Genomic DNA, 21,208 nt, shown 5'->3' with positions numbered 1-21,208 from the left:
ATGGCCGCCAAGGACGTCAAATTCTCCGCCGATGCCCGCGACCGCATCCTGCGCGGCGTCGATACCCTCGCCAATGCCGTGAAGGTCACGCTGGGCCCGAAGGGCCGCAACGTCGTGATCGAGAAATCCTTCGGCGCCCCCCGCATCACCAAGGACGGCGTGACGGTCGCCAAGGAGATCGAACTGGCCGACCGGTTCGAGAATCTCGGAGCCCAGCTGGTGCGCGAGGTGGCCTCGAAGACCGCCGATCTGGCCGGCGACGGCACCACCACCGCCACCGTGCTGGCCCAGGCCATCGTCCGCGAGGGCGCCAAGGCCGTCGCCGCCGGGCTGAACCCGCTGGACCTCAAGCGCGGCATCGACCGCGCCGTCGCCGCGGTGATCGCCGACGTGAAGGAGCGGGCCAAGACCATCTCCACCAACGACGAGGTGGCGCAGGTCGGCACCATCTCCGCCAACGGCGAGCGCGCCATCGGCGCCATCATCGCCGAGGCGGTGTCCAAGGTCGGCAACGACGGCGTCATCACGGTGGAGGAGGCCAAGAGCCTGGAGACCGAGTTGAACGTGGTCGAAGGGTTGCAGTTCGACCGCGGCTATCTCTCGCCCTACTTCGTCACCAACGCTGAGAAGCTGGTCGTCGATTTCGACAACCCCTACATCCTGATCCACGACAAGAAGCTGTCCAGCCTGCAGCCGCTGCTGCCGGTGCTGGAGGCGGTGGTGCAGTCCTCCCGTCCGCTGCTGATCGTCGCCGAGGATGTCGAGGGCGAGGCGCTGGCGACGCTGGTGGTCAACAAGCTGCGCGGCGGGCTGAAGATCGCCGCGGTGAAGGCGCCGGGCTTCGGCGACCGCCGCAAGGCGATCCTGGAGGACATCGCCATCCTCACCAACGGGCAGGTGATCAGCGAGGACATCGGCCTCAAGCTGGAGACCGTCTCGCTGGCCGATCTCGGCACCGCCAAGCGGGTGGTGATCGCCAAGGAGGAGACCACGGTCATCGACGGCGCCGGCGGCCGCGAGGCCATCGACGCCCGCATCGCCCAGATCCGCGCCCAGATCGAGGAGACCACCTCGGACTACGACCGCGAGAAGTTGCAGGAGCGGCTGGCCAAGCTGTCGGGCGGCGTCGCGGTGATCCGCGTCGGCGGCTCGACCGAAGTCGAGGTGAAGGAGCGCAAGGACCGCGTGGACGACGCCGTCCACGCCACCCGTGCGGCCATCGCCGAGGGCATCGTGCCCGGCGGCGGCGTCACCCTGCTCTATGCCACCCGCGCCATCGATGCGGTGGTGCCGGTCAACGACGACGAGCGCGTCGGCATCGACATCGTGCGGCGCGCGCTTCAGGCGCCGGTGCGCCAGATCGCCGAGAATGCCGGGGCCGACGGGTCGGTCATCGTCGGCAAGCTGCTGGAGGGGGGCGACACCGCCTTCGGCTATGACGCGCAGACCGGCGAGTTCACCGACCTGCTGAAGGCCGGCATCATCGATCCGGCCAAGGTCGTGCGCATCGCCTTGCAGGACGCGGCGTCGGTCGCCGGCCTGCTGATCACCACCGAGGCGCTGATCGTCGAGCGTCCGGAACCGAAGTCCCCGGCGGCACCGGCCGGGGCCGGCGGCGGTTACGATTTCTGATCGCGACCGTCCGGGTGCCGGCGGGCGCTGCGACCAATGTCCTTCCGGCGCAGCCCCCCGTCGGTATCCCGTCCTCCCGTGCCTGAAGCCGCCGCCCGTCAGCGGGTCCACGCCCCGGTTCCGGGCGGCGGCCTTTTTTCGAATTCGTGCCGAAAGCCTTTTGGAGACGACGCCATGCCCCAGCCCGCGCTTTCCCGACGCTCAGTGCTTTTCCACACCCTGGCCGGAGGGTTGGCGCTCGCCTGCATGATGATGTCCGGCGGGCCGGCGTCCGCGGCGGAGGCCGCCGGCGAGCCGCTGTGGTTCGGCGTCAGCGGACCGCTGACCGGTCCCAGCGCCCAGTATGGCGCGCAGTGGAAGAAGGGCTTCGACCTGGCGCTCGACCAGATCAACGCTGCCGGCGGGGTGAAGGGCCGTCCGCTGCGCTACGTGTTCGAGGACAGCCAGAACGATCCGCGCCAGTCCATCGCCATCGCCCAGAAATTCGTCGCCGATCCGAAAATCCTGATCGAGCTGGGCGACTTCTCCAGCCCGGCGTCGATGGCGGCCTCGCCGATCTACCAGCGGGCCGGGCTGGTGCAGTTCGGCTTCACCAACTCCCATCCCGACTTCACCAAGGGCGGCGACTTCATCTGGAGCAACTCCATCAGCCAGGCGGAGGAGCAGCCGAACGTCGCCGACTTCGCGGTCACCTCGCTGAAGCTCAAGCGGCTGGCGGTGCTCCACCTCAACACCGACTGGGGCCGCACCAGCAAGGATATCTTCGTCAAGGCCGCGAAGGAGCGCGGGGCGGAGGTCGTCGCCACCGAAGGCTACCTGCCCGACGAGAAGGACTTCCGCTCCACCCTGGTGCGGGTGCGCGAGGCCAATCCCGACGGCATCGTCCTGATCTCCTACTATGCCGACGGGGCGGCCATCGCCCGGCAGCTGAAGCCGGTCGGTCTCAACCAGCCGGTGGTCGCGGTGGGGTCCGTCTATTCGCCGAAGTTTCTCGAACTGGGTGGCGAGGCGGTCAACGGCGTCCACACCCGCGCCAACTTCTTTCCAGCGGAACCTCGTCCGGAGGTGCAGGGCTTCGTCGCCGCCTACCGTGCGAAGTACCAGGAGGAGCCGGACGCTTTTTCCGCTTACGCCTATGACGCGGTGCTGGTGGCGCAGCGGGTGATCGAGGAGGGCGGCACCGACCGCACAGCGATCCGCGACGCCTTCCCGCGCGTCAAGGACATCCCCAGCGTCATCTTCGGCAAGGCGACCTTCGATCCGCAGACGCGCCGCGTGTCCGGCGTGCGCAACGTCAAGCTGGTGGTCAAGGACGGCGCCTTCGCCCTCTGGGACGGCAGCATCCCCGCCGCCACCAACTGATCCGGTTTTTTGTAGTTTGAAAGCGATTCCGATGCTCGATCTGATTCTCCGCTCCACCGCGCTCGTCGCCGGCACCCTGTCGCTGCTGACCGCGCTCGGTGTCGTCCAGCCGGCCTTCTCGCAGCCCGCCGATCCGGCGAAGGAACCGGTTGTGCTCGGCGTCAGCGGGCCGTTGACCGGCCAGTATGCGCAGTATGGCGCGCAATGGCAGCGCGGCTTCGATCTGGCGCTGGAGCAGGTGAATGCCGGCGGCGGCATCCAGGGCCGTCCGCTGCGCGTCCAGTTCGAGGACAGCCAGAGCGATCCCAAGCAGACCGTCGCCATCGCCCGCAAATTCGTCGCCGACAGCCGCATCGTCGCCGAGTTGGGCGACTTCACCAGTGCGGCATCGATGGCGGCCTCGCCGATCTACCAGAATGGCGGGCTGGTGCAGTTCGGCTTCACCAACTCGCACCCGGATTTCACCAAGGGTGGCGATTTCGTCTGGAGCAACGCGCTCAACCAGGCGGAGGAGATGCCGGTCCTGGCCGATTATGCGGTGACGGCGCTGGGGCTGAAGCGTGTCGCCCTGCTGTTCATCAACAACGACTGGGGCCGCACCAGCAAGGACCTGTTCGCCAAGGCCGCCAGGGAGCGCGGGGCGGAGGTGGTCGGCGCCGAGGGCTATCTGGCCGACGAGAAGGATTTCCGCTCCGCCCTGGTGCGGGTGCGTGACACCAAGCCGGACGGCATCGTCCTGGTGTCCTACTATGCCGACGGCGCCCAGATCACCCGCCAGCTGCGCGAGGCCGGATTGACCCAGCCGGTGGTCGCCGCCGGGTCGGTCTATTCGCCCAAGTTCCTGGAGCTGGGCGGTGCGGCGGTCGAGGGCGTCCACACCACCACCCCCTTCTTCCCCGGCGACCCGCGCCCGGAGGTCCAGACCTTCGTCAAGGCCTACACCGGCAAATACGGTGTCGAGCCGGATGCCTATTCCAGCCGCGCCTACGACGCGCTTCTGCTGTTGGCGACCGTGATCCGGCAGAGCGGCACCGACCGCACCGCCGTGCGCGACGGGCTCGCCACCGTCAAGGATGCGCCGAGCGTCGTCTACGGCACCGTCCGCTTCGATCCGCAGACCCGCCGCGTCGACAAGCCGCTGAGCACGCGGCTCGTCGTGAGGAACGGCGCCTTCGCCCTGTGGGAGCAGGCGGGGCGGGACCCAGTGGCCGTCAAGGCCGCGAACTGACGCCGGAAGGACCGACCATCGTGCTTCCCACCACTTTCGGCCCGTGGCTCGACTACACGATCAACGGGCTGGTCATCGGCAACATCTATGCGCTGCTGGCCGTCGGGCTGGCGCTGATCTTCGGCGTCTCGCACCTGATCAACTTCGCCCACGGCTCGGTCTACATGGTCGGCGCCTATATCGGCTGGCTGTGCGTGACCAAGCTCGCCCTGCCGCTGCCGGTGACCTTCGTCACGGTGGCCGCCGGCTGCGGGCTGCTGGGGGCGGTCATCGAGCGGGTCGGCCTGCGCCCGCTGCGCAACGCCCCGCGCATCGCCCCGCTGCTCGCCACCATCGGCCTGTCGGTGGTGCTCGACCAGTCGGCGCAGCTGCTGTTCAGCCCCGACCCGCGCGCGCTGCCGACCCAGCTGCCGACTTGGCGGATCGCCATCGGCGGCGGCAGCATCGGCGCGCTCGACCTGCTGATCGCCGGGGTCGGCATCGGCAGCGCTGGGCTGCTCTACGGCTTCCTGCGCTTCACCAAGCTGGGCTGGGCGGTGCGGGCGACGGCGCTCGACCGCGATGCGGCGCAGCAGTGCGGCGTCGATGTCGACAAGGTGAACCGGACGGTGTTCGCCATAGCCTCGGCGCTGGGCGGGGTCAGCGGCCTGCTGGTCGGCATGTACTACAACACCATCGACCCCAACATGGGCTTCCAGGCCGGGCTGAAGGGCATCGTCGCCCAGCTGATCGGCGGCGTCGGCAACGTGCCGGGCGCCATCGCCGGCAGCCTGCTGCTCGGCCTGATCGAGAGCTACGGCATCGCCCTGTTCGGCACCAGCTACCGCAACCTGTTCGCCTTCGTGGCGCTGATCCTGATCCTGGTACTGAGGCCGAACGGCCTGTTCGCCCGGGCCCGCCGCTTGCCGCCGGAGCCGTTGACCGGCACCTTCATCGCCCCCAGCCGGCCGCTGGTCCTGCCGAAATGGGCGGTGTGGACGCTGGCCGCGTTGGCGCTTGCCCTGCCGCTGGTCGTGCAGCAGCCCTATCTGTTGCAGACGCTGGGCAATGCCTGGCTCTACGCCCTACTGGCGCTCAGCCTGACGCTGGTCGCCGGCACGGTCGGGCAGGTGTCGCTCGGCCATGCCGGGCTGCTCGCCATCGGCGCCTATGCCTCCTCGCTGCTGGCGCTCGATGCCGGGGTGCCGGTGCTGCTGGCGGTGCCGCTGGCCGGGCTGGTGGCGGCGGCGCTGGGCACGGCGCTGGTCTATCCGGCCTTCCGGCTGCGCGGCCATTACGTCTCCATCGCCACGCTGGCGGTGGGAGAGATCGTGACGCTGGTCATCCTCAACTGGGAGAGCCTGACCCGCGGCCCGATCGGCGTCACCGGCATCCCGCCGCTGTCGGTGGCGGGCAAGCCGCTGGTCAGCGGACAATGGGTCTATTGGGTGCCGCTGATCGTCCTGCTGGCCTTCGCCGCCCTGCAATCCCGCCTGCTGAACTCCCATCTCGGCCGCACGCTGCGGGCGATCCGCGAGGACGACGTGGCTGCGCGCTCCTACGGCGTCGACCTCAATCGCTACAAGGGGCTGGCCTTTGCCGTGGCGGGATTCATCGCCGGGGTGGGCGGCGCGCTGATGGCGCATTTCTACTCCTACATCAACCACGAGACCTTCCCGGCGCCGGTGTCGATGCTGGCGCTGACCATGGTCATCCTCGGCGGGCTCGGCAATGTCGCCGGGGCCGTGCTGGGGGCGGCGGTGTTGGTCGGGCTGCCGGAGCTGTTCCGCGCGGCGGCCGAATACCGCATGCTGATCTACGGCGTCGTCCTGCTGCTGCTGATCCGCTTCCGCCCGCAGGGCCTTCTGGGAACGGTGTGAGGACGCCATGGCGGACCAATTGAAGAACTCCCTGCCGAAGAAACCCCTGCTCGAGATCGCCGGCCTGACCCGCCGCTTCGGCGGACTGACCGCGGTCAACGGCCTGTCGCTGACGGTGGAGACGGGCGAGCTGGTCAGCATCATCGGCCCGAACGGCGCCGGCAAGACCACCCTGTTCAACCTGATCTCCGGGCTCGACGCGCCGGATGCGGGGGCCGTCACCTTCGAGGGCGGCGACGTCACCGGCCTTTCCGCCGAGCGGCTGGCCGCCCTCGGGCTCGCCCGCAGCTTCCAGCATGGTCGGGTGTTCGGCAATCTCAGCGTGCTCGACAATGTGCTGGTCGGCGCCCACACCCGACTGCGCGCGGTGAAGCCGCAAATTCCGCTGGTGGGGCCGCTGGTCGAGCTTGCGCTGGCGCTGATCCGCCCGCCGTCCGTCCGCGCGGAGGAGGAGCGTCTGCGCGCCGAGGCGACGGAGATCGTCCGGATGTTCGGCGAGCGGCTGACCCCGCGCCTGGACAAGCCGGCGCACAGCCTGTCCTACGCCAACCGCCGCCGGGTGGAGATCGCCCGTGCGCTGGCCCTGCATCCCCGCCTGCTGCTGCTGGACGAGCCGACCGCCGGCATGAACCCGACCGAGACGGCGGAGATGCTGGAGATCATCCGCGGCCTGAAGGCGGGTGGACTGACGATCCTGCTGATCGAACACAAGCTGGATCTGGTGATGCAGCTGTCCGACCGGGTGGTGGTGATGGACCATGGCGCCCGCATCGCCGAGGGGCCGCCCGCCGCCGTCGCCGGCGATCCGGCGGTGATCGAGGCCTATCTCGGGCACAAGGCAGTGGGGGCCGCGAACCAAGACGGCCCGAACCAGGACGGCGGGCGGGATGCGGAGGGCGACGCCGCCCGCATCCTGGTCGCGCATTGAGGGGGAGCGGCGGAATGACCGACGTCTTGCTGCGGCTCGACCGCGTGAACAGCTTCTACGGGCCGGTGCAGGTCCATTTCGACCTGTCGCTGGAGGTGCCGTGCGGGCAGATCGTCTGCCTGCTGGGCGGCAACGCCAGCGGCAAATCCACCACAATGAAGGTCATCCTGGGGCTGCTGAAGCCACGCTCCGGGCAGGTGGTCTTCGATGGGCAGCCGCTGACCGGCCTGAACACGCCGCAGATCGTCCGGCGCGGCATCGGATCCGTGCCCGAATCCCGCCGCCTGTTCGGCACCATGACGGTGCGCGAGAATGTCCTCATGGGCGCCTACACCCGCAGCGACGCCAAGTCGGTAGCGGAGGATTACGAGGGCGTCCTCGACCTCTTCCCCAAGCTGCGCGAACGTCATGCCCAGCAGGCCGGCACCCTGTCGGGCGGCGAACAGCAGATGGTGGCGATGGCCCGCGCCCTGATGGGGCGTCCGCGGCTGATCGTGATGGACGAGCCGACGATGGGCCTGTCGCCCCTGCATGTCGACCGCGTGCTGGAGATGATCCAGACCATCAACCGGCAGGGCGTGAGCATCTTCATGGTGGAACAGAACGCCAGCCTCGCCCTGCAGATCGCCCATCGCGGCTATGTGCTTCAGACCGGACGCATCGTGTTGTCTGGCCCTGCCGCCGACCTCGCCCGCGACCCGCAGATCCGCGACGCCTATCTGGGCGGTGCCCAGGCCGCCTGAAACCTTCCTCCAGGGGTAGAGACCAACACGGATAACAGCCGCGCAAAGCGGTGCCCCACCATGGAGAGGACCCTTTTCCGATGACCAAGGACAGTCCCGCTTTGCCCCCCAGCGCACCCTTCGATGTGACAGACCCCGGCCCCCGCTCCCTGGCGGAGCTGGAGGCGCGGCTCGCCCGCGATCTCGATCTTCTCACCCTGCCGCCGGTCGACTGGGTGCCGCCGCGTGACGGCATGCTGGACGTCGCCATCGTCGGGGCCGGCATGGCCGGGCTGACTGCCGCCTTCGCCCTGCGCAAGGTCGGCATCTCCAACATCCGGCTGTTCGACCGGGCGCCGGCCGGGCGCGAGGGGCCGTGGGGGACCTTCGCCCGCATGGAGACCCTGCGGTCGCCCAAGACGCTGACCGGTCCGGCGCTGGGCTTCGCCAACCTGACCTTCCGTGCTTGGTTCGAGGCGCAGTTCGGCCGCACCGCCTGGGACGCGCTGTTCCGCATTCCGCGTCTGCAATGGCTGGACTACCTGACCTGGTACCGCCGCGTCACCGGCGCGCCGGTGCGGAACGACACCGCCTTGACGGCGATTTCCGGCGATGCCGACGGCGTGACCCTCGACCTCGACGGTCCGGAGGGGCGGCAGCGGGTGCGGGCGCGCCGGGTGATCCTGGCGAACGGGCGCGACGGCCTGGGCGGCCCCTTCGTCCCGGCCTTCTGGAAGGCGGTGGACAAGCGGTTCTGGAGCCATGCCCATGAGCCCATCGACTTCGACGGCCTGAAGGGCAGGACCGTCGCGGTGCTCGGTGCCGGCGCCGGTGCGGTTGACAATGCGGCGGAGGCGCTGGAGCGGGGTGCCGCCAAGGTCTACATGCTGATCCGCCGGGCGGAGCTGCCGCGCATCAACAAGAGCCTGGGCGCCGGCCATCCCGGCATCGTCCTCGGCTTCCACACCCTGTCGGACGAGCGGCGCTGGGCCTACAACCAGTACATCGCCGACACCGGCGTGCCGGCCCCGCACAATTCCATGCTGCGCTGCTCGCGCCATCCCAACTTCTCGCTGCTGACCGGCTGCGCCGTCGAGGCGGCGGAGGCCGAGGGCGACCGTCTGGTCCTGCGCACCGGACGCGGCACGGTGACGGTCGACCACGTCATCCTCGCCACCGGCTTCGCGCTGGATTGGCAGCAGCGGCCGGAACTGGCGGAGATCGCCCGCCACACCCTGCTGTGGCGCGACCGCTATGTCCTTCCCGGCCATGAGGCCGGCGAGTTCGCCCATCATCCCTATCTCGGCGCCGATTTCGAGTTCCTGGAGCGCACCCCCGGCGAGGCGCCCTGGCTGAACCGCATCCATGCCTTCAACTACGCCGCGGTGCTGAGCCACGGCAAGGTGACCGGCGACATCCCCGGCATCAGCGCCGGGGCGGAGCGTCTGGCCGACAGCATCACGGCGGCGCTGTTCACCGAGGATTACGATGAGCACTGGCAGCGGCTGATCGGGTTCGAGACGCCGGAACTGCTGGGCGACGAATGGACCGAAGCGGAGGATTTCCAATGAGCGCCACCAGCAGCGCCACTGCCGACGGGGCGGCCCACATCGCCCCCGACCTGATCGACCGGCTGGCCGGCCTGTCCGACGCCTCCCCGCTGCTGGCCCTGCGCGCCCGCCGGGCGGAGATCCGCACCCGCACCCAGGCGGCGCACGACGCCCTGCTGGCGCCGCGGCAGCCCGGCCTGTTTCCGGCCGCCGAGCGCGCCGCGGTGGCGCAGCGCATCGCGGCGCTGGCCGGCAACGACGCGCTCGCCACCCATTACCGCGGGCTTGCCGCCGGCACCGAGGCCCGCCCGGCCCTGGTCGCCCATGCGGAGCGGGTCACCCGGTCCCCGCGCGAGTCCCGGCCGGAGCATCTGGGCGTGCTGGAGGCGGCGGGGCTGGATGCGCACGGCATCGTCGCGCTGTCGCAGCTGATCGCACTGGTGAACTATCAGGTCCGCCTGCTGGCCGGACTGCGGGCGCTGGCGGGGGGTGCGGCGGGGGTGGCGGCGGAAGCGTCGTCCGGCCCGCTGCCCACCGGGGCACCGGTGCCGGTCGATGCGGACATCGGCTTCACCACCGACGTGCTGGACTGGAAGCCCTGGCTGACGCCTGTGGTGCTGGAGGATGCGACGGAGGAGCAGCGGCTCGCCCTGGCGGTGACGCCGTCCAACATCGCCATCGGCGCCTATTCGCTGGTGCTGGCGCATGAGCCAGAATCGCTTCTTCACCGCACGCCGCTGTTCAACGGCATCATGTACGCCCCGCGCGGCCTGCCCCGGGCCGAGCGCGAGTTCGCGACCGCCGTGGAATCGGTGCTGAACGGCTGTGTCTATTGCGCCTCTGTCCATGCCCGCCGCTTCGTCGAGCTGACCGGCGGCAGGGACGCGGTCGATCTGCTGTTCGCGCAGGGAATTTCCGGCCAGGACGATCCGCGCCGGCAGGCGATCGCCCAGGCCGCCGCCCGCCTGACCGCCACGCCGGCCGCTCTGACGGCGGAGGATGTCGCAACGCTTCGCCGGGCCGGAGTGGAGGACGGCGAGATCTTGGATCTCGTCCTGGCGGTCGCGATCTTCGCCTGGGCCAACCGCCTGATGCTGAGCCTGGGCGAGGCCGTGCGCTGAACGGAGCCTTGGCCGGACCGAAAGGCCTGTCCGCAGCGGCGGTCAGGCCTTTCACCGGGCATCCGCGGCGGCCACCACACCTCTCGCCTGGAGACGGCCATCGGGAAAGCCGCGGGCCTCATCACCGCCTCCGCCTCCGGCGCCGAGCAGCAAGTCGATCTTGTCGCGCAGGGCCAGCAGCGCCGACCGGTCCTTCTCCGCCAGATCCGCCGCCGTGTCGATCCGGTCCAGCTGGCGGGCACAGCGCCGCACCGCCGATAGAGCGCGCGGGACTGCCGGCAGCGCCTCGCGCCGCATCCGCCGTGCCTGCCGCCACAGCTCCGCCTGCGCCGACGCGTCGCGCACCCGCGCGATCTCCACCAGCAGCGAGCGCGACACCAGCCGCCGCGCCTGCGGGTATTCCGCTTTGATCCAGTCCGGCAGCCGGTTCAGGCCCAGCATGTCGCCGATCCAGCTCGTGCCGCGTCCGACCAGCCGGGCCAGCGCTTCGCGCCCCCAGCCCCGTTCCACCAAACGCTGGAGCGCTTCGGCCAGTTCCAGCGCGTCCAGCCCCTGGCGCTGCATGTTCTCCACCAGAAACAGCACCGCGGCGCTTTCATTGGTCACCGGCACCGCCGGCACGCCGGCCAGCAGTTCGTAACGCCCATTCCCCAGCGGACGGACCATGATGGGCTGCAATAGCCCGACCTCTTCGATGGATCGGGCGAGCGAATCCAGCCCGTCGTCGTCGATGCGGCGGCGGGCATGGCTGTCTGGCACGGCGATGGCGGCGACGGCGATGCATGCGGCGTCGCCCATGGCGGCAAGGCTCATGGCTCACAAACTCCTGGGGCGCAGGGGAGTTTGCGGGCGCAGCTGGCCCGCTGGCGACGACGAAACTGCCGATTTTAAGGCATATTGTCAATGAAAAGGAATTAAATCTTATGAAGTAGCGACCTCATCATGCCTGCCGAAGTCGTGCGTTTGTCGATTCCTGATTTTAGCACATGACCGACCGCGTGCCTTCCGTGGAAGCCATGGCCCATGGTCTGCAATTGAATATAATTTTCATAATAACAGTTATATGTTTTGTCGTTTAAGCGGGGGCAGGTTCTATTCTGAGGTGCAACTTTCCCGTTGTCCGGGTCCGCGGCCGGCAGCAGATGCCTATCAACTCTTCATGTTATGCGACGTCGCATAAGCTCGGCGACCTCAGGCGAGTGGGTGCGGGCGCAGGTCGGCGCGGGTCAGGGCGTTGGTGGGGGGACGGCACGCTGGCCTGGCAGCGGCATCGTTATGCACATGCCGTTTGGTCTGCGCGCATCACCCGGGCGATGCGATGACAGCTACGAACCACCCCCATGGGACATGGAGAGTAGGTGGAGCGGTGGTGTCGTCCTCCGTCAGAGGTCGACGTAATCGATCCGCCGCATCACCTGGGCGATGGACCGCGCGACGGCCGCCACCTTGGGATCGTTGACGCCGGTCCGATAGCAGATGAAAAGCCGCCCGTTCTCCACCGGGGGATCGGACGCCACCAGTTGGACCTGGCCCAGCGCAAGGAACCGCTGCGCCATCGGGATGGGAAGCAGCCCGGCGCCGACCCCGCCGGCCACCAGTTCCGCGATCACCGCGACGCTGGTGCAGGTGCTGAGACGGCTGGGAAAGAGGCCCGCGGTCGCGAACCAGCTGCTGATCTGCCGGTGCATGGCCGACGGCGGAGGGTTGGAGAAGACCGGCTGCGCCCACAGATCCCGCGGCGTCAGCGGACCGGCCTGCCCCCAGGATTTCGGAACGACCCAGCTCGTCGGCTGGGCGCCGAGCGACTGGAGATGGAGCTGCTCGTCGCCGATCGGGTTGAGCAGAACCGCCACGTCCAGCGCATCGCGCAGCAGGGCGCTCTCCAGCGTGGTGCTGGTCGACACCACCCAGTCCGGCTGCAGCGCCGGATGATCCTCCTGAAGCCCGGCCAGCAGCGGCGAGAGGCAGGTGACGGCGAAGCCCTCGGCCAACCCGACCCGGACGCGGCCGGCGACGGTGCGGGATTCGTCCTGTCCACCGATGGCCTGCAGCTCCGTCATGATCGCTGAGACCCGCGGCAGCAGCAGGCGTCCTTCCGGCGTCAGCCGCAAACCCCGCCCCGTCCGTTCGAACACGTCGGTTCCCAGCGCGTCGCGCAGATCCTTCAGGCGCAGCGACAGGGTGGGCTGCGCCAGGTTGAGGTGCTCGGCCGCCCGCTGCGCCGAGCCCAGCTGCGCGGTCCAGAAGAAAGCCTCCAATTGCGCGACGGTGATCCGCATGGCCGGTTTCTAATATCAGTTTTCCCAATATCAGATGTTAAGAACATCCTATTTGATTATCAATGTCAATGAACGGACACTGTTGGTCATCAAAGCAAAACGTTGCGCAAAGCGTGGCGAAGTCCGCGCAATCCGGAGGAAACCAGGATGAAAGAGCGATCCGACGTCATCGCCAAGGTGGGATGGCGAATCCTGCCGATTTTGATGGTCTGCTATTTCGCGGCCTTTCTCGACCGGGTGAACATCGGCTTCGCCGCGTTGACCATGAACCAGGATCTGGGCTTCTCGGCATCCGCCTTTGGTTTCGGTGCCGGCATCTTCTTCCTCGGCTATGTGCTGTGCGAGGTTCCCAGCAACCTGCTGCTGGTGCGCTACGGCGCGCGTCTGTGGATCGCCCGCATCCTGATCACCTGGGGGCTGCTCTCCGCGGCGACTGCGCTGGTCTGGAGCCCCGGCAGCTTCTATCTGGTGCGCATCCTGCTGGGCGCCGCCGAGGCCGGCTTCTTTCCGGGCATGATCTTCTACATGACGCTGTGGTTCCCGCGGGAATACCGCGCCCGCATGTTCGGAACCTTCAACATCGCCGTGCCGCTGTCGTCGGTCATCGGCGCGCCGGCCTCCGGCCTGATCATCGAGCATCTGAACGGCTGGAACGGTCTGGCCGGCTGGCAGTGGATGTTCATCCTGGAAGCCATGCCCGCCATCGTCATGGGTGTGGTCGTCGCCCTCTTCCTGCCATCCTCGCCGGAGAAGGCCGGCTTCCTGGCCGAGGACGAGCGCCGCTGGCTATACGCCCGGCTGGAGGCCGAGCGCGCGGCCCAGGAGAGGACGGAACGCTTCACCGTCGGCCGCGCCGTCCGCGATCCGCGTGTCCTGCTGATGTGCCTGATCGCAGTCGGCCTCGTCATGGGCACCACGGGCATCGCCATCTGGATGCCGCAGTTCGTCAAGGCCTTCGGCCTCAGCACCGTGCAGACCGGCTTCGTCGCCGCCATCCCCTCCGCCTTCATGGCGTTGGCCATGCTGCTGGTCGGCCGCCATGCCGACCGCACCGGCGAGCGGGTCTGGCACGCGGCCGGGCCGTTCCTGGTCAGCGCCGCCGGCTTCGTCCTCGCAGCCCTCAGCAGCGATCCGCTGATCGGGCTGATCGGGCTGACCATCGGGGCGGCCGGCATCGGCGGCGCCTCGCCCAACATCTGGATCTTCCCGACCACCCTCCTGACCGGCACCGCCGCCGCGGCCGGGATCGCGCTGATCAACTCTGTCGGCAGCACCGGCGGCTTTTTCGGCCCCACCATCATCGGCTGGGTGCGGGACGCCACCGGCGGCTTCGCCGGCGCGCAGCTGGTCCTCGCCGGCGCCATGGCGCTGACGGCCTGCGCGATCCTGCTGCTCGGCCATCTGATGCGCGACATGATGCGCGGCGGCATCGTGCCCGCATCGCGGTCCGCCCGGGACAACGCACAGGAAAGCAAGGCATGAGCATCGCCGCAGTCTGCCTTCATCATCTGGTCGCCCCGCTGCCCGAGGTCATCGGCAACGCGCTGGTGTCCTTCGACCGCCGCGAGACCCTGTTCGTCGAGATCGTCGACCGCGACGGCCGGTCCGGCTGGGGCGAGGCCTGGCATACCCCCGCGGCCGATCATGCCACCATCGCCTCGCGCCTCGCCCCGCGCCTTCTCGGCCAGGATCCCCAGCAGACCGGCCGGCTGTGGCAGGAGATGCGCGGGATCGCCGGCGGAGCGATGGGGGCCGTGGCCGCCGTCGACATGGCGCTGCACGATCTCGCGGCCCGCCTGCGCGGCATTCCGGTCAGCACGCTGCTGGGCGGCGCCCTGCGCGACCGGGTGCCCGCCTATGCCAGCGGTCCCTTCTTCAAGCCCGGCGGCCATCCCTACCGCGACTTCGAACGCGAGGTGGATGGCTATCTCCGTGCGGGTTTCAAAGCGATCAAGCTGCGCAGCGGCTTCGCCCCGGCGGACGACGCGGCCATCGTCAATACCATCCGGCAGTTGATGGGGCCGGACGGCACGCTGATGCTGGACTTCAACCAGTCCTACGCGCCACGGGCCGCACTGGCCGCCGTATCGGACATGCGGGAGGCCGGGCTGCTCTGGGTCGAGGAACCTACGGTTCCAGGCGACCTGCAAGGCTACCGCATGCTGTCCGGCCGGATGACGCCCGCACTGGCCGGCGGAGAGACCTTCACGGATGCCCGTGCCTTCCGGCCCTTCCTGGAGGCCGGCTGCATGGACGTGCTGCAGCCGGACATCGCCGTCTGCGGCGGATTGACCGGCGTCGGGCGGGTGGCGGCCCTGGCGGAACTCTACGACCGGCCGGTCGTTCCCCATGTCTGGGGCGGCATCGTGAACTTCCAGGCGGCCCTGCACCTGACCGCGACCCTGCCCGCGCAGCGCAGCGGCGGCGCGGCCGGAGGCTATCCGTTCCTCGAATTCGATGCCGGCCCCAACCCGCTGCTGGATCTCTGCGGCCGTCCCGCCGTCAACGGCGACGGGACCGTCACGGTGCCGGACGGTCCGGGCTTCGGCATCGATCTGAACGCCGACATGCTGTCACCCTTCGTCGTCGCACGGCAGGACGTGACGGCACTATAGTCCCCAGGGTGCGGTTGATCGGCGGCGTCGGTCAGGCAGGCTGGTTCCGACAGAGGTTCATTCAGAAGAAGGCCGCGGTCGGCAGCGGGGTCCCGTTAACCGCATGATCGCCGATCGCCCGTGCCTTGTAGGCATTCGGATTGTGTGACGAGAGGGTGCGGATGTTCCGCCAGTGGCGGTCCAGACGGTTGCCGGCCCGGATGGCGGAGGCGCCGCCGACCTCGAACAGGCGGGTCGCCGCATCGAGAGCCAGTTCGTCCACCATCACCTTCGACTTTGCGGTGCGCAGTGCCGCCTCGACGAAAAGCGCCTGATCGGGAGGCCCGGCGACGGCGGAGCGGAAAGCGGCATCCAGCGCGTCGACCGCCCTGAGCACCGCGGCCTCGGCGACATAGGCGGCGCTCGACAGCCGGCCGACGACCTGCTGCAGCAGCGGATCGTCGGCCGGACGGGCGGCGACGGCGTGGTAGTAGTTGCGCTCGCGCCCAGCCACCAGTGCCGCGGCGTCCGCCACCACGGCGCGCAGGATGCCGGCGACGATGGCGGTCAGGTAGAGCTGCGCGAAGGTTGCACGGAAGGGCAGCCGCACATCCTCGTCGGCGCCGAACAGCACGTCGTCCCGCGCCACCGGTACCCGTGACAGGACCGTCGTGCCGCTGGCGGTCAGCCGCTGGCCGATGCCGTCCCAGTCGTCGTCGACGGTCACCCCTTCACTGCTGGTCGGCACGAAGGCCGACGCCGTCCTGCCGTCCGGCGTCCGCGCATTCACCAGGATGAAGTCGGAATAGAAGTTGCCGGTGCTGTAGTATTTCCGTCCATTCAGCACGTAGCCGGTCCCGGACGGTTCGAGGCGGGTGTCGCCGTCGTTCAGCCCGATGTTCTGGATGCCGAGTTCGCTGACGCCGAGGCCGATGATACGGCCGTCGCGCACATGGCCGAGCCAGCGCGCGTATTTCGGATTGTCCGCGGTGCGCAGCGCCTTCTCCACGAAGGCGAAATGGTTGCGCAAAATATGGGGGATGTTGGAATCGGCCTCGGCAAGGTCGAGCACCAGTTCGAACAGGTCGGTCAGCGATGCCCCGCCGCCGCCGTCCTGCCGCGGCAGCCGGAAGGCGCCGAGACGGGCCGCGCGCAGCAGATCGATCGCCTCGCCTGCCCTCCCCTCGCCGCGGTCACGGGCCTCGGCCCCCGCGGCGATGGCCTCGACCAGTCGGCTTAGCGCGGGCGAACCGGGTCCGGGGACCTCGGCCTCGCCGATCCCGGACTCGCCGTGGCGCGGGCCGGTCCTGTCGATAACGGTCATTGTCGTCTCCACTATGTCGACCCGGTGCAGGTCAGATCTTGGTGTTGATTGGAGGCAGCGCGCCGGTGAGGTAGAAGTTGCCGATTGCCTTGGCCTTGTAGGCCACCGGATCGTGGGTGGTATGGGTGCGCGCATTGCGCCAGTGGCGGTCGAGGTTGAGCGCCCGCGAGGTGGCGGATGCCCCGCCGATCCGGTAGAGCATCTCGCTCACCTTCACCGACGCCTCGCTGGCGGCGAACTTCGCCTCGGCCACGGCGACCGAGGCCTCGCCGAGCGGCCGGTCGGCGGCGCCATCGCGGTGGAACAGGCGGACCGCCTCGTCCAGAACCGCCGCGGCGCGCCCGACCAGCGCCTCGGCGCCATGGGCCAGGATCGCCATCTCGCCGACGGTGTACTGGACGTAAGGGTCCTCGACCGCAAGCCCGACCCCGGCCTCGGGCAGCGGACGGGCATGGGTCCGCCCATAGACGACGGCGTCCTCCAGCGCCGCCAGCGCGATCCCGGTGTCGAGGGCCGAATGCAGAAGCTGGGCGAAAGCGCCTTCGTAGGTGCGGCGGCGGCCGTAATCGGGGATCGGCATGACCTCGCCCTCATCGAGCCGGACATTCTCGAAGATCATGGTGCCGCTCGCCGTCGTTCGCTGCCCCATCCCGTCCCAATCGTCGATGACGGTGACGCCTGCGCGGTCGACCGGAACCACCGCCGCCGCCCGGCCGCCCTCCAGCAGAGCCGTGACCAGGGTGAATTCGGCGAACAGGCTGCCGGTCGTGTAGTATTTGCGCCCGTCGAGCCGATAGCCGCCGCCGTCGGAGACGATCCGCGTCGCCATGTCGCCGATGCGGGTGCCGCCGCGCTCCGCCGCCGCGTTGCCGTTGAGCCGCCGGCCGTCCAGCAGCAGGCCGAAATAGCGCCGCTTCTGCGCTTCGCTGCCGTAGATGCGGATCTTCTCGACGTTGGGAAAGGTCGCGGCGGCGGACTGCGCGATGTTCGGATCGCCCTTCGACAGGTTGAGGACGATCTGGGCGAACTCGCCCATGCTCACCTCCGGCCCGCCATAGGCGGCCGGCACGCGGGCCGCCAGCAGGCCGCTGCGCGCAAGTTCGGAAATCTCCTCGAACGGCATCCGGCGTTCGAGGTCGCGGGCAGCGGCGCCCGTGGCGAAGCGCCGGCCGAATTCGGCCGACAGTTCGACGAGCGCGGCGCGGTCACGCACGGGAGGGCCGCTCATCGCTCGATCCAGACGTTCTTCAACGACGAGATCGCACCGTCCGGGGTCGTGTTGATGCCGTGGACCTTGCGGTTGTAGAAGGTGAAGTGCTGCATGTCGAACAGCGGCACCAGCGGCAGGTCGTTCATCGCCTGACGCTGGAGGTCGTGGAACAGGAGCTTCCGCTTGTCCGCATCGCTCTCGACGCGGATCGCCTCGATGATGCCGTCCATCGCCGGGCTGGAATAGCTGGACGCGTTGACGTAAGGGACGCCCGGCGCCTGGGCCTTGGTCCAGTAAAGCCGGAACAGCCCCATCTGCGGATCGATCAGCGGCGAAATCTGCAACAGGTTGAGATCGAAGCTGTAGTCCTTGTAGACCTTGCGCAGGTAGGTCGGATCGTCCGTGCTGTTCAGCTTCGCGTCGATACCGACGGCCTTCAGGTTCTGCCGGATGAACTCGGCCGAATGGGAGGTCACGTCGCCGACCGCGGTGAAGTCGAGGTTGAGCGCGAAGCGGATGCCGTCGGCCTTGCGTGGATAGCCGCCCTCGTCGAGCAGCCGGTTCGCCGCCGCGACGTCGAATTCGTAGCGCTGGACGTCGGGCGTGTAGAATGTCTTTACGCTGGCCGGAATCGGCCCGGTCGACGGCTTGCCCAGCCCGTACCACACGGTTTCCACCAGCTTCGCCTTGTCGACCGCGTGGGCGACCGCCTTGCGGACCTTGTCGTTCGCCAGGATCGGGTTCCGCAGGTTGAATTCCAGGATGTAGAACTGCGAATGGTAATCGTAGCCGCGCGTCTCGAACCGCAGGTTCGGATCCTTGCGCAGCCGGGCGACGTCGCCGAACGGCACCGCGTCGTAGGGTGCGTACTGCACCTCCCCGGTTTCCAGCGCCGCGGCGCGGCTCGCGGTGTCGGGGATGGCCTTGAAGATGACCCGGTCGAGATAGGGTTTGCCCTCGTCCCAATAATCCGGATTGCGCTCCAGTTCGACATACTGGCCCTTCTTCCAGTCCTTGAAGCGGAAGGGGCCGGTCCCGACCGGCCGGGAGGTGGCCGGGTTGGTCTGGATCGGCGCGCCCTCGAAGACATGCTTCGGCAGGATCTGGGATTCCGCCGCGTTCAAGGCGCTCAGGATCACCAGCGACGGTGCGGAGAGGCGGAAGACGGCGGTGTATCTGTCCGGCGTCTCGACGTCCTGCAGCGAGGCGAAGGTCAACCGCCCGCGCGGGTGCGTCTTCTTCCACACCTCCAGCGCACTGAACTTCACGTCATCCGAGGTGAATTCGACCCCGTCATGCCATTTGACGCCGTGCCGCAGTTTGAAGGTGATCGACAGCCCGTCGGGCGCGACCTCCCAGCTTTCGGCGAGGCTCGGCCGGACCGAGAGATCCTCGGCATAGCTCAACAGCCCGTCATACACGTTCGTCGACAGGGCGGCGTTGGCATACTGGTTGTTGAAGGCGGTGGTGAGGACGGACGGCTGCGGCTCGATCGTGGCGATCAGCGTACCGCCGCGCACCGGCGCCGCGGCCTGCTGCGCCCCGGCCTGGAGCGGGAGCGCCGCCAGTCCGAAGGCCAGGGCGGCAAGGGCGAACGGACGGACGAATGGGCGCGCGGCGGGGCGCCCACGGACGAGGACCATGGTCGATTCCTTCTGGATTGGGCGGTGTAAAAGTCTGGGTGTGAAAGTCTGGCGTTGCGGGACCGGCATCAGGCCGTGGCCGCCGCCGGTCGACGATGCCGGACGGACGGCGGCGGCAATCCCAGATGGTCGCGCAGTGTTCGTCCGCTGTAGGCCTCGCGGAAGATCCCGCGCCTGCGCAGCAGCGGAACGACCTCCTCCACGAAGACCTTCAGGCCGGAGGCGGTGACGTCCGGCATGATGTTGAAGCCGTCGACGGCGCCCGAGCGGAACCACGCCTCGATCCCGTCGGCCACCTGCTCCGGCGTGCCGACGGCCAGGCGGTGCTGGGTCCCGCCGCCGCCCTGGGCCTTGACGAGATCGCGCACCGTCAATCCGTTCCGTTGGGCGAGCGTCACGGTTCCCTTGAAGAAGGTCTGGCTGTGATTCTCCGGGAACGGGATGTCGGCGGGGAGCGGCTCGTCCAGCTTCAGCCGGCCGGGATCGACGTTGAGGGTGCGGGCCAGCCGCGCAAGCCCATAATCGATCGGCACGCTCTCCCACAGCTCCCGCTCGCGCCGTTTCGCTTCGGCTTCCGTGCTGCCCAGTATGGTAACCAGACCGGGGCAGATCACCACCTCGGCCGGGGCCCGGCCGGCACGCAGCAGCCGGGCCCGCAAGCCGTCGGCGAAGCTCCTGGCCTCATCAAGGCTGTGCGCGACCGAGAAGACGAGATCCGCATGGCGGGCGGCGAGGTCCTGGCCGTCGCTCGACCCACCGGCCTGGACGATGACCGGCCGGCCCTGCGGCGAAGGCGGAACGTTGAGCGCCCCCTGTACGGAAAAGTAGCGTCCCCGATGGTCGATCGGATGGATGCGGGAACCGTCGATGAAGCGCCCGCTTTCCTTGTCGCCGACCAGGGCGTCCGGCTCCCAGCTGTCCCAAAGGGCGGTCACGACATCGGCGAATTCGACGGCGCGGGCATAGCGCTGGTCATGGGGCAGCACCTCGTCGAGACCGAAGTTGCGCGCCGTGCCGGTTTCAGCGGTGGTGACGATGTTCCATCCCGACCGGCCCCCGCTGACATGGTCGAGCGACGCGAAGCGGCGCGCCACGTTGTAGGGCTCGTTGTAGGTGGTCGACAGGGTGGCGATCAGCCCGATGTGCGTCGTCGCCGCCGCCATCGCCGCCAGCACGACGGTCGGCTCCAGGGCCTGGTAGGGCCGCAGATCCGGCCGGTCAGGCAGGGCCGGATTGTCGGCGAGGAAGACGGCGTCGAAGGTGCCCCGCTCGGCGATCTGGGCCTGGCGCACGAGGAAGGCTGGGTCGATGAAGTCCGCCGCCTCGCTCTCCGGCCGTCGCCAGGCGGAGCTGTAGGAACCGGCATTCATGAAGTTCAAATTCAGGTGCAGCTGTCTCGGGGGGCTCATGGCGGCTCTCGCTGGATGGCGCATGGCGCTGGGACGGAAGACGGAACACGGCAGAGGGGCTGCGGACGGCCAGGACGGGGGTGCGGCGCTGGGTGGTCGGGCTGCACGCAGGCCCCCCGGTTCCACGGGAAAGCCTGGAAATCCGGACATGTTTTACGCATGTCCATCGTTGTTATACATAAAATCACATACCGGGATATTTTTGTCTATGGATCTTATAGACAAAAATGAGTAAGGGTAGAAACCAGACGGGCGGAAAGCACTGGACACCCTCCAGCCACCCTCGCCGGGCGGATCCGGACCAGGCGGACAGTGTCAGGTCCGGCCGGACGCCAGCCGCAAGATCG

16 protein-coding genes are annotated in these 21,208 nt (G+C 68.7%); 10 read left to right on the top strand and 6 right to left on the bottom strand.

The features are described from left to right. The 8 genes from groL (at position 1) to JHL17_RS00765 (ending at position 10,402) form a co-directional block, all read left to right on the top strand. Positions 1-1,632: a chaperonin GroEL gene (gene groL / locus JHL17_RS00800; RefSeq protein WP_200190151.1), complete on the top strand. Its 1,632-nt coding sequence runs from the start codon at positions 1-3 to the stop codon at positions 1,630-1,632. A gap of 174 nt (positions 1,633-1,806) precedes the next feature. After that, entirely contained in the window at positions 1,807-2,994 is a 1,188-nt protein-coding gene (locus JHL17_RS00795; RefSeq protein ID WP_247893231.1) for an ABC transporter substrate-binding protein, read from the top strand. A gap of 31 nt (positions 2,995-3,025) precedes the next feature. Beyond that, positions 3,026-4,222: an ABC transporter substrate-binding protein gene (locus JHL17_RS00790; RefSeq protein WP_200190150.1), complete on the top strand. Its 1,197-nt coding sequence runs from the start codon at positions 3,026-3,028 to the stop codon at positions 4,220-4,222. Between the two features lie 20 nt (positions 4,223-4,242). Then, complete coding sequence (locus tag JHL17_RS00785; protein ID WP_200190149.1) at positions 4,243-6,081, top strand: ABC transporter permease subunit; 1,839 nt, start codon at positions 4,243-4,245, stop codon at positions 6,079-6,081. 7 nt (positions 6,082-6,088) lie between these two features. Beyond that, on the top strand, positions 6,089-7,009 hold the full coding sequence (locus tag JHL17_RS00780; RefSeq protein WP_200190148.1) for an ABC transporter ATP-binding protein: 921 nt from the start codon (positions 6,089-6,091) through the stop codon (positions 7,007-7,009). Positions 7,010-7,023: 14 nt separating this feature from the next. Beyond that, positions 7,024-7,752: an ABC transporter ATP-binding protein gene (locus JHL17_RS00775; RefSeq protein WP_200190147.1), complete on the top strand. Its 729-nt coding sequence runs from the start codon at positions 7,024-7,026 to the stop codon at positions 7,750-7,752. A gap of 80 nt (positions 7,753-7,832) precedes the next feature. Next, positions 7,833-9,302, top strand: coding sequence for an FAD/NAD(P)-binding protein (locus JHL17_RS00770; protein ID WP_200190146.1), 1,470 nt, complete (start codon positions 7,833-7,835; stop codon positions 9,300-9,302). Beyond that, positions 9,299-10,402 carry a CMD domain-containing protein gene (locus tag JHL17_RS00765; protein ID WP_200190145.1) on the top strand — a complete coding sequence of 368 codons (1,104 nt, stop codon included), beginning with the start codon at positions 9,299-9,301 and terminating at the stop codon, positions 10,400-10,402. The genes JHL17_RS00770 and JHL17_RS00765 overlap by 4 nt, the downstream gene beginning before the upstream one ends. A gap of 51 nt (positions 10,403-10,453) precedes the next feature. Here the strand turns inward: JHL17_RS00765 and JHL17_RS00760 are convergent, their stop codons facing one another. Beyond that, on the bottom strand, positions 10,454-11,215 hold the full coding sequence (locus JHL17_RS00760; protein ID WP_200190144.1) for a ParB/RepB/Spo0J family partition protein: 762 nt from the start codon (positions 11,213-11,215) through the stop codon (positions 10,454-10,456). A 569-nt stretch (positions 11,216-11,784) separates the two neighbouring features. Next, positions 11,785-12,681: a LysR family transcriptional regulator gene (locus JHL17_RS00755; protein WP_200190143.1), complete on the bottom strand. Its 897-nt coding sequence runs from the start codon at positions 12,679-12,681 to the stop codon at positions 11,785-11,787. Positions 12,682-12,828: 147 nt separating this feature from the next. Here JHL17_RS00755 and JHL17_RS00750 point away from each other — a divergent pair, with 147 nt between their 5' ends. Next, entirely contained in the window at positions 12,829-14,163 is a 1,335-nt protein-coding gene (locus tag JHL17_RS00750; RefSeq protein WP_085557418.1) for an MFS transporter, read from the top strand. Then, entirely contained in the window at positions 14,160-15,296 is a 1,137-nt protein-coding gene (locus JHL17_RS00745; protein WP_200190142.1) for a mandelate racemase/muconate lactonizing enzyme family protein, read from the top strand. Before JHL17_RS00750 ends, JHL17_RS00745 begins: the two co-directional genes overlap by 4 nt. A gap of 61 nt (positions 15,297-15,357) precedes the next feature. On the opposite strand, the gene JHL17_RS00740 is transcribed toward JHL17_RS00745, so the two are convergent. The 4 genes from JHL17_RS00740 to JHL17_RS00725 all read right to left on the bottom strand — a co-directional run bounded on the left by JHL17_RS00740 (position 15,358) and on the right by JHL17_RS00725 (position 20,861). Next, positions 15,358-16,599 carry an acyl-CoA dehydrogenase family protein gene (locus tag JHL17_RS00740; protein WP_200190141.1) on the bottom strand — a complete coding sequence of 414 codons (1,242 nt, stop codon included), beginning with the start codon at positions 16,597-16,599 and terminating at the stop codon, positions 15,358-15,360. 31 nt (positions 16,600-16,630) lie between these two features. Beyond that, positions 16,631-17,827, bottom strand: a complete 1,197-nt coding sequence (locus tag JHL17_RS00735) for an acyl-CoA dehydrogenase family protein (protein WP_200190140.1) — start codon at positions 17,825-17,827, stop codon at positions 16,631-16,633. After that, positions 17,824-19,452: an ABC transporter substrate-binding protein gene (locus JHL17_RS00730; RefSeq protein ID WP_200190139.1), complete on the bottom strand. Its 1,629-nt coding sequence runs from the start codon at positions 19,450-19,452 to the stop codon at positions 17,824-17,826. The genes JHL17_RS00735 and JHL17_RS00730 overlap by 4 nt, the downstream gene beginning before the upstream one ends. Positions 19,453-19,520: 68 nt before the next feature. Next, positions 19,521-20,861 (bottom strand): LLM class flavin-dependent oxidoreductase, encoded by a 1,341-nt coding sequence (locus JHL17_RS00725; protein WP_247893230.1) that lies wholly within the window; start codon positions 20,859-20,861, stop codon positions 19,521-19,523. Positions 20,862-21,208: the final 347 nt, after the last annotated feature.

It is taken from the genome of Azospirillum endophyticum, from assembly GCF_016595245.1.
Classification (GTDB): domain Bacteria; phylum Pseudomonadota; class Alphaproteobacteria; order Azospirillales; family Azospirillaceae; genus Azospirillum; species Azospirillum endophyticum.
Note: the sequence above shows the minus strand (reverse complement) of the source record. Positions and strands in the feature narration are given on the sequence as shown.